The 6,917-nt window shown below is 77.1% G+C and carries 6 protein-coding genes and 2 pseudogenes; 2 read left to right on the top strand and 6 right to left on the bottom strand.

The window, feature by feature from the left end; genetic code table 11:
• Positions 1-139: 139 nt before the first annotated feature.
• The 6 genes and pseudogenes from ABD308_RS31825 to ABD308_RS31800 all read right to left on the bottom strand — a co-directional run bounded on the left by ABD308_RS31825 (position 140) and on the right by ABD308_RS31800 (position 5,420).
• Complete coding sequence (locus tag ABD308_RS31825) at positions 140-994, bottom strand: ATP-dependent DNA ligase (RefSeq protein ID WP_344342791.1); 855 nt, start codon at positions 992-994, stop codon at positions 140-142.
• Between the two features lie 99 nt (positions 995-1,093).
• Positions 1,094-1,972: pseudogene (gene ligD, locus ABD308_RS31820) on the bottom strand (non-homologous end-joining DNA ligase); the annotation flags it as partial.
• Between the two features lie 98 nt (positions 1,973-2,070).
• Positions 2,071-2,784: a TetR/AcrR family transcriptional regulator gene (locus tag ABD308_RS31815; protein ID WP_344342789.1), complete on the bottom strand. Its 714-nt coding sequence runs from the start codon at positions 2,782-2,784 to the stop codon at positions 2,071-2,073.
• The gene (locus ABD308_RS31810) at positions 2,781-3,914 is read right to left on the bottom strand and encodes a saccharopine dehydrogenase family protein (protein WP_344342787.1); all 1,134 of its coding nucleotides are present in this window, start codon (positions 3,912-3,914) and stop codon (positions 2,781-2,783) included. Before ABD308_RS31810 ends, ABD308_RS31815 begins: the two co-directional genes overlap by 4 nt.
• 62 nt (positions 3,915-3,976) lie before the next feature.
• Positions 3,977-4,447, bottom strand: a complete 471-nt coding sequence (locus tag ABD308_RS31805) for a VOC family protein (RefSeq protein ID WP_344342785.1) — start codon at positions 4,445-4,447, stop codon at positions 3,977-3,979.
• Between the two features lie 61 nt (positions 4,448-4,508).
• Positions 4,509-5,420, bottom strand: coding sequence for an AraC family transcriptional regulator (locus tag ABD308_RS31800; protein WP_344342783.1), 912 nt, complete (start codon positions 5,418-5,420; stop codon positions 4,509-4,511).
• A 145-nt stretch (positions 5,421-5,565) separates the two neighbouring features.
• Between ABD308_RS31800 and ABD308_RS31795 the strand changes: the two genes are divergently transcribed.
• Together ABD308_RS31795 and ABD308_RS31790 are read left to right on the top strand one after the other, a co-directional pair.
• On the top strand, positions 5,566-6,000 hold the full coding sequence (locus ABD308_RS31795; protein ID WP_344342781.1) for a CBS domain-containing protein: 435 nt from the start codon (positions 5,566-5,568) through the stop codon (positions 5,998-6,000).
• Between the two features lie 260 nt (positions 6,001-6,260).
• Positions 6,261-6,917 (top strand): annotated as a pseudogene (locus ABD308_RS31790) (hypothetical protein); the annotation flags it as partial.

Below are 6,917 nucleotides of genomic sequence, written 5' to 3'. Positions count from 1 at the left end.
CGCCGCCGCGCGGTTCGGCGTCGGCGTCGGCGTAGGTATCGGCGGGGGTGGGCGTGTGCTCCATGGTGCGTGGCTCCCTCGGCGTGCGGGTCCGGCGTGCGGTGCTGGCGGCGCATCCGGCGTGCGGGTCCGTCCGGGCTCAGTCGCCGCGCAGCCGGACGAAGAGCGCCGTCGGGGGCCGTCCGGTCACGGTCACCTCGGCCCGCAGCGGGGTGGTGAGCGGCCGGACGGTTCCGTACTGCGGGTCGTGGCCGGGCGCGCCGAGCCGTCCGGCCGCCGCCTCCGCCACCTGCCGGGACTGGGGCGGCGACAGCGGCGGCGAGGAGAGCAGCACCCGGCCGTCGTCCAGCTCCAGGACCACCGCCCGGGGCCGGGCGGGCGGACCGGTGACGGCGCGCACGGTGGCGTCGGTGGTGTCGCCGCGCCGGTACTTCACCCAGAGCCGCCCGGCGCCGCGGGCCCGGTACGGCGAGCCGGCCGCCTTGCAGACCAGCCCCTCCACCCCGGTGTCGGCGAGGCGTTCCATCCAGCTCAGCGCCTCGGCCCGGTCGGTGGTGGCGAGGACGGCCTGGACCGGGGGCGGGACGCCGTCCAGCGCGGCCAGCAGCAGGCGCCGCCGGTCGGCCAGTGGCAGGCCCCGGACGTCGCGGCCGGGCAGGGCCAGCACGTCGAAGGCGATCAGCCCGAGCGCGACGTCGTCGGCGGCCCGTGCCTGGCGGGTCCGCAGCAGTTCCTCGAAGGCGAACCGCCCGCCGCGCCAGGCCACCAGTTCGGCGTCCAGCACCAGCCCGGCCGGCAGCCGGGCCACGGCGGCGGCGATCGGCGGGAACCCGGCGGCGAGGTCCCGCCCGGAGCGGGACTGCAGGAACGGCGGGCGCGTCGGCCCACGGGCGAAGGCCACGCAGCGGAACCCGTCCAGCTTCAGCTCGTACACCACCCCGGCCCCGCCGAGGCCGTCCGCCGGCGGTACGGCGGGTACGGCGGCCGGGCGCATCACCTCCACGGGGGGCTCCAGGACCACGGGGTCACGGGCGGCGGTGGGAGGGGCCGCCGCCGGGGGCGCTTCGCTGGGCGGGCGGGCTTTGTCGGGGGCGGGCAGCGGGCGGGCGCGCGCCGGATCGAGGAGGGGCGCGAACAGGTCGCCGTGCTCCGCCAGCCGCTCCGGGACCTCGGTGATCGTGAACACCAGCTCCTCGGCCGACCCGGCCCCGTCCAGCTCCGCCCAGGACAGCGGCGCCGACACCGTCGGCCGCTGCTGCGCCCGCACCGTGTACGGGGCGGCGGTGGTCTTCTTCGCCGCGTTCTGCGACCAGTCGACCAGCACCCGGCCGGTGCGGCGGGCCTTCGCCATGGTGTGCACCACCAGGTCCGGGTGGGCCGTCTCCAGCTCGGCGGCCAACTGCTTGGCGTAGGCGGAGACCCGGGCGCTGGGCGTCGGCTCCAGCGGCACCAGCAGGTGCAGACCCTTGCCGCCGGAGGTCTTCACCCAGGCCTCCAGGCCGTCCGCCGCGAGCCGCTCGCGCAGCAGCCCGGCGACCGTGCGGCAGGTGAGCACGGTCGCCCCCGCGCCCGGGTCGAGGTCCAGCACCAGCCGGTCCGCCAACCCGGGCGCGGCGGCGTGCCACTGCGGCACGTGCAGCTCCAGGCAGCCGAGGTTCACCAGCGAGAGCAGGGCGGCGCCGCTCTCCAGCACCACCTGGCGCAGCTCGCCGCCGGTGCTCGGCACCTCGACCGTGCGCACCCACCGGGGTGTGCCCGGGGGCGGGTTCTTGGCGATGAAGACCTCGGCCGCCACACCGTCGGGGGTGCGCAGGAAGGACACCGGGCGGTCGTGGAGGTGGGGCAGCAGCGCGGTGTGGACGGCGGCGTAGTAGCGCAGTACCTCGCCCTTGAGGGTGCCGGTCTGCGGGTAGTACACCTTGTCCAGGTGCGAGAGCGCGAGCGTGCGCCCGTCGACCACCATCTGCGGCATCGCCGCCTCCGAGGCTGCGCGCGTCCCGGGCGGGCCGGGTCCGTCGCGGCCAGTCTGCCCGTGGGGGGCGCGGGGCGCGAGCGGGTCACGGCCGCGCGCTACGGTCCGAGCAGGTCCAGCGCGGTGCGGAGCAGTACGGCGTCGGTGGCCGGCGCGCGTTCGGCGGCGACGCCGGAGCGGAACAGCGAGGCCCCCTCGATCAGCATCACGAACACCCCGGCCCGGGCCCGCCGCTCGTCCTCCGGCAGCCCGGGCCGGCGCTGGGCGAGGAACGCGGCCACCTGGTCGCGGTAGTCGTCGTAGAACCCGCGGACCGCGCCCGCCACCCCCGCGTCCCGGGCGGCGAGCGCCCACACCTCGGCGAACAGCCGCACCAGCCGGACGTCCTCCTGCTCGGCCAGCAGCGCCGCCACCAGGGCCGCGGCGGGGTCTTCGGCGTCGAGGGCTCCAGCGCCGGGGCCTTCGGTGCCGGGAGCCCTAGGGCCGGGGTCTTCAGGGCCGGGGCCTTCGGCGCCGGGGGCGAGCAGCGGGGCCAACCGCTCCGCCGACCGCCGCAGCACCCGTTCCAGCACGGCGGCCACCAGGTCGGCGTGGGTGGGGAAGTAGTACTGGAGGTGGCCCAGCCGCACCCCGGCCGCCGCCGCCACCGCCCGCATCGTCAGCTCCGGCCCGCCCTCGGCGACCAGCAGCCCCTCCGCCGCGTCCAACAGCGTCTCCCGCCGCTCCGCCCCCTTCCGCCCGCGCGCCCGCGTCGCGGGGGTGCCTGGCTGGTCGGTGTCACGGGTGCCGTCGGGGCCGGGTGTGGTGCTCATGCGGCAGCATCCAAGCCGGTGGAGGACCGGATGTCGACCGTGACCCCGAGGGCGGCGAGCGCGGACAGGACCTGGTCGGGCCGGGGGGTCTGCTCCGGGAAGGAGACTCCGGCGGCGGCCGGTGCCGAACCGTCGGTGCCGAGGGCGCGGCGCAGGGCGAGCAGCCCGCCGACGGCGGTGAGGTGGGCCTGGCCCGCGCGGTCCTCGACGACGGCGGCGAGGGTGCGGCCGCCATGGGTGACGTCGATCCGCAGCAGCGCGGTGCCGCCGTCGCCGGGGGAGTACAGCAGGGCGCGGCGGGCGGACTCCCAGCGCTCGCCCCGGCCCCAGCGGAAGAAACCGGCGTGCTTGGCGGCCAGCAGGGCCTGGGTGCTGAGCGCCGAGCTGAAGCCGATCCGGGTGGTGGCGGTGCCGGTGCCCAGGGTGAGCGGCAGGGTGAACTGCTCGGGCGTGTCGATCCGGGCGACCCGGGTGGGGTGGCGGCCGATCCGGACGGCGCCCGCGTCGCTCAGCGGTGCGATCGTGTGGCGGCGGCCCTCGCGGACCACCTCGTAGTCCAGCCCCAGCCGGTCCATGAACTCGACGGAGTCGGCGCCGGCCCGGTCGGCGAGGTCCCAGCGGATGGCGGTCTCGACCCGCTCCGCCCCGCCGAGCCGCTCCGCCAGCGCGGCGGCGACCAGACTGACGACCCCGCCCATCCAGGCGGAGGAGAGCAGCACCGGCGCGGCGGGGCGCAGCAGGGCGGCCACGGTGGCGGCCCGCTGGAGCCGGACGGTCCAGCGGGTGATGTCGACGTACGGCACCGCGCCGGCGGCGGCCGCGCGCAGCACCCGGTCGTCCGGGTCGTTGACCACACCCACCACGGCGCGGACCGCCGCCTCGAACGGCGCCGGTTCGGCGAGGTCCCAGCGGCGGACCTCGGCGTGCGGGGCGCCGCCGAGGTCCTGGACGAGCGCCGCTCCCCGCTCGGTCGAGCGGCCGGTGAGCAGCACCGGGTGCTCGGCCGCCACCAGGCGGGCGAGCTCGCTGCCGACCGTCCCGTAGCCGCCGACCAGCAGGACCGGGCCGTGCGGGTCGTGGGTGAGCGTGTCGGGCGTGGCGGGTGCGTGGAGGTGTGTCGAGGTGGTCATGGAGAAAAAAATAGGTCATCCGACCTAAAAGTTCCGTGAAGACACCCGTCGGGGCGTTCGGCTCAGCCCGCCGGGGGCCGCGGCGCGCCCGGGTAGCTGCCGAAGTACCAGCGGTTGCCCTCCGGGTCGGCGGCGGCGAAGTCGCGCGAGCCGTAGTCGGTGTCGAACGGCGCGGTGGTGATCCGGGCCCCGGCGGCGAGCGCGCGCGCGTGCAGGGCGTCCGGGTCCGCGGTGACCACGTACGCGGTGAACGTCCCGGGGCCGCCCGGCCAGGGCTCCTCGCCCTCGGGCGTCGGCCGGTCGGAGCCCAGCATCACGCCGCCGCCCTCCGGCCAGGCCAGCTCCGCGTGGGCCACGAACCCGCCCTCGCCGTAGGCGACGACCTCCTCGAAGCCGAACGCCTCCGACAGGAAGCGGATCAGCGCGCGGGCGTCGCGGGCGCGCAGGCTCGGCCAGACCTGCGGCGCGGGCGGGATGGGCGGCGTGCCGGTGCCGGTGCCGGTGCCGGTGGTGCCGGTGGTCTCGGTGTCCATGGAGAGTACCTCCTCCAGATCGCGGCGACCGCCTCCGGAGGGGTACCGGGCCGGACCGCCGTCATGCCTCCCACTCTGGCCCGGGCCCGTCCGCCCCGGCTTGAACGTTTCGGAACTTCGCCGCGTCCGGCCCCTCCTCGGCCAGCCAGGCGCTCGGCGCGCACCCGGCCAGCGCGCGGAACTCGCGGGCCAGGTGGGCCTGGTCGGCGTAGCCGCAGCGCGCCGCGAGCTCCGCCAGCCGGGGCGCCGCGGCGGGCGCGGCCAGCAGCCGCCGGGCCCGGTCGAACCGGATCACCCGGGCGGCGGCCTTCGGGCTCAGGCCGGTCTCCCGGCGGAACCGGTCCAGCAGGTGCCGCCCGCTCCACCCGGTCTCCCGGGCGAGCACGGCCACCGGTAGCGCCCCGCCGCTGCGCCGCAGCGCGGACCAGGCCTGGACGACCTCGGGCGGCACCCGGCCGGAGGGGCGCGCCAGCCTCAGCAGCGCGCCGTCCAGCGCCGCGAACCGCTCCGGCCAGTCGGAGGCCTCCTGGACCGCCTCCCGGAGGTGCGCGACCGTCGCCCCGAGCACGGCCTCCGCCGGGACGTCCAGCCCGGACAACTCCCCGGCCGGCAGCCCGAACAGCGCCCGCGCCGCGAGCGGGTGGACGGCGAGCTGGATGCCGGACTGCCGGCCGTCGTGGCTGATCAGCGCCGGCGCGGTGTGCAGGCCGCCGAGCAGCGTGGCGTACCGGCCGGGCGGCTGCGCCGGGTCCGGGTGGCCGGCCATGGTGAGCGGTTCGTCCAGGGTCAGGATGAAGGTCAGGTACGGGGACGGCAGGCCCCGGTGCAGGGCGGGCGGCAGGCCGCGTTGGCGGTAGCCCGCGTACCAGGCCACGTACGGGCGCAGCGCCGTCGCGGGCCGTACCCGGACCGCCTCGTCGACCGGGCCGCGCTCGGGCGCGGCGCCGGCGGCCATGGTGAACTCCTCCGTCACACTCCCAGTATCGGCCCGCGCCCCCGGGGCGGGCGGTGACCGCGGGTAGCCCCGGCGCGATGGGCTCGCGCACCGTCGGCGGCGTGCATAGCGTGGGAACACCGGACCATCCGGTGCTCGGGGGGAAACCTGAGGAGGAGTCCCCGTGACCACTGCGCGAGACATCATGCATCCCGGCGCCCAGTGCATCGGCGCCGACCAGAACCTCGCCGACGCCGCCCGGATGATGCGGGACATGGGCGTCGGCGCCCTGCCGATCTGCGGGGCGGACCAGAAGCTGAAGGGCATCATCACCGACCGCGACATCATCGTCCGATGTATCGCGGAAGGGCGGGACCCGGCCGCCACCAAGGCCTCGGAGCTGGGCGGCCACCTGCACTGCGTCCGTGCCGAGGACGGCGTCGACACCGTGCTCCGGAAGATGGAGCAGCACCAGATCCGCCGCATCCCGGTGATCGACGGTGACCGGCTGGTCGGCATGATCAGCGAGGCGGACCTGGCGATGGGCCACCGCGAGGGCCAGCGCCTGACGGACCAGCAGATCGTCGACTTCATGGACGGCGTCTACATGAAGCGGTGACGCCGCCCGTCCCGGTTCCGTCCGTCCCGGTTCCGTCCGTCCCGGATTCGCCGGGGCCGGGCGAGCGGGCCCCGCCCCGGCGGATCCGGGCGGGCCGGCGCTGTCGGAAGCTGCCGGAGGACACGGTTCGGCGGCGTCCGGGCCGGGGTCCGCTATGACCTTCGGCCGGTCTTTCGGCCGGAGGAGGGGAGGGGGCCGGGAATGCGGGTACAGTCCCCGGCGATGGTCGGGACCGGCCCGGTCGGCACTGGGGAGGGTGGATGGAACAGCGCGCCGTGCGGTGGATCCCGCCCGTGCTCTACACGGTGGTCCTGGTCGGTGGATTCCACCACGCGGCTTTCGCCGCAGGGGAGTTCGGCGGTGCCAGGATCACCGTGTTCGCCGGGGGCCTGCTGGCCCTGCTCGCCCTGGAGGCGCCGGGCCCGGGCCCGTCCCCGGCCGCGCGGCTGCCCGCCGAATTGCTGCTGGCGGCGCGGGTGCCGCTGATAGCGGTGGTCGCGCTGGCGGACGGCTCCGGGGTGTCGCGGGCGCTGCTGGTCCTGGTGCCGTTCACCGCGTACCTGGCCTTCGGCCTCCGGGCGGGGCTCGTCTGCGCCGCCGGGTGCGTCGGGCTGCTGCCGGCCGGCCTGACCGTCCTGGCGCCGGGGTGGTGGGTGCGGCCGGACTCCGTGTCGGACGTGCTGGTGTTCGGCCTCGTGCTGCTCCTGGCCCTGTCGACGGCCGGGGCGGCGGTCCGCGAGCGGGAGGCGCGGGTGCGGCTGGCCGGCTGCGCGCGGCGGGTCGCCGAGCTGTCCACGGCCGAGGAGCAGCACCGGGCGGCGGCGGTCCTGCACGACAGCATCGTGAGGCAGGCGCTGGAGAACCCCCGGAAGGCGCCACCGTTCACGATGCAGGGCGAACTCGTCCGCCAGGCGACC

Source organism: Kitasatospora putterlickiae, from assembly GCF_039527695.1.
In the GTDB taxonomy this organism is placed as follows: Bacteria; Actinomycetota; Actinomycetes; order Streptomycetales; family Streptomycetaceae; genus Kitasatospora; species Kitasatospora putterlickiae.
This window is presented reverse-complemented; position numbering and strand designations above follow the sequence as displayed.

Coding starts and splice junctions, on each gene's coding strand:
- ABD308_RS31825 (WP_344342791.1), bottom strand. CDS start 994: ATGCGCCCGGCCGCCGTACCCGCCGTACCGCCGGCGGACGGCCTCGGC.
- ABD308_RS31805 (WP_344342785.1), bottom strand. CDS start 4,447: ATGGACACCGAGACCACCGGCACCACCGGCACCGGCACCGGCACCGGC.
- ABD308_RS31815 (WP_344342789.1), bottom strand. CDS start 2,784: ATGAGCACCACACCCGGCCCCGACGGCACCCGTGACACCGACCAGCCA.
- ABD308_RS31810 (WP_344342787.1), bottom strand. CDS start 3,914: ATGACCACCTCGACACACCTCCACGCACCCGCCACGCCCGACACGCTC.